Origin of the sequence: Alteromonas sp. 14N.309.X.WAT.G.H12 (genome assembly GCF_036697315.1) — a bacterium.
Lineage (GTDB): Bacteria > Pseudomonadota > Gammaproteobacteria > Enterobacterales > Alteromonadaceae > Alteromonas.
Genome location: NZ_JBAHZB010000140.1, coordinates 1895 through 3272 on the forward strand (window position 1 = coordinate 1895; position 1378 = coordinate 3272).

The 1378-nt window shown below is 45.5% G+C and carries 2 protein-coding genes; both read right to left on the bottom strand.

Going from position 1 to position 1378, the window contains the following annotated elements:
• Nucleotides 1-917, bottom strand: a 917-nt coding sequence (locus V5298_RS18880) for a rhodanese-related sulfurtransferase (protein WP_332932984.1), incomplete at its 3' end; no start/stop codon positions are given.
• Between the two features lie 91 nt (nucleotides 918-1008).
• On the bottom strand, nucleotides 1009-1378 hold a 370-nt coding region (locus V5298_RS18885), incomplete at its 5' end, for a VC2046/SO_2500 family protein (protein WP_332932985.1).

Consider the following 1378-nt stretch of genomic DNA (forward strand, 5'->3'; position numbering starts at 1 on the left):
AGACGGGCTTCGGTACCTACATGTTCTTCCGCTCTGGCTCTTGCCAGTTGCACTTGCTTTTCACGTTCACGAAAACGGGCTATTTGCTCTTCTGAATGCGTGCCATAACAATGAGGACAACTGACACCTGGCTCGTATTTATCCGATTGCTTATCTTCTTCGGTGATGGGTAAACGACAGGCATAACAAGCTTCGTAGTGACTTTTTTCCAAATCGTGGTTCACAGCAACCCGATTATCAAACACAAAGCAATCACCTTCCCACAGAGATTCTTCTTTAGGCACATCCTGCAAATACTGCAAAATGCCGCCTTCCAGATGATACACCTCTTCAAACCCTTGTTCTTTTAAGTAAGCGGTAGATTTTTCACAGCGAATACCTCCGGTACAAAACATGGCCACTTTTTTGTGACGTTTGGGATCCATATTCGCTTTTACGTAGTCAGGAAATTCCCGGAACGTTTTGGTGTGGGGATCAACGGCGTTTTTAAATGTCCCGATTTCAATTTCGTATTCATTACGGGTATCGATAACCAGTACTTCAGGATCACTGATGAGGTCATTCCACTGCGTAGGTTTTACATAGGTGCCTACGGTATGACGGGGATCGATACCTTCCACGCCCATGGTCACAATTTCTTTTTTCAGTTTTACCTTGGTACGGTAAAACGGCTGTTCTTCGTGCAGTGACTCTTTGGTGGAAATGGGGTTTATTCGGCTATCGCTGTTAAGGTAGGCGAGCAAATTATCGATACCTTCGCGAGAACCAGACACGGTGCCATTGATGCCTTCATTAGCTAGCAACAGTGTACCTTTGATCCCCTGCTCTTCCATTTTTTTAAGGAGGGGTTGACGCATGGCTTCGAAATTATCAAGCGCCACGAACTTATACATCGCACAAACGATATAGTTAGACATAATAAATTGTTACCTTTGCTGATTGGAACGTAAAACCAGTGCAAAATGCGGCGCGCAATATATCAGATTTCACTGATTTTGCCAAATAGCCTTAGGCAGAAATAAGATCGCCAGCCTGTTCAATCAACTCGGACAGTTGTGTGGGATCGCCACTAAGCACCGTCGATTGGGGGTGTTTGAAAGATTGTTGGGTCGCGTAACTACAGTTTGATTTGACCTCGCTATCAATGTGCGTAGGATCATTAAACGCGCTGAGTGGGTCGGGGTGCATCGTGTTCCACAGTGCTAAATCCGCCATTTGTCCCTGCTGCGCTAGCTGTGCACTCACTTTTAACGCTAAGATAGCCTCGTCATTGGCTGATAAAGGGGAACGTGGATAATGATTTAATCGTTCGGGAAACCCTTTATCCGTGGAGGGGGTTTCACTATCTTTTTCAATGCTGATAGGCGTATTGCCAGGC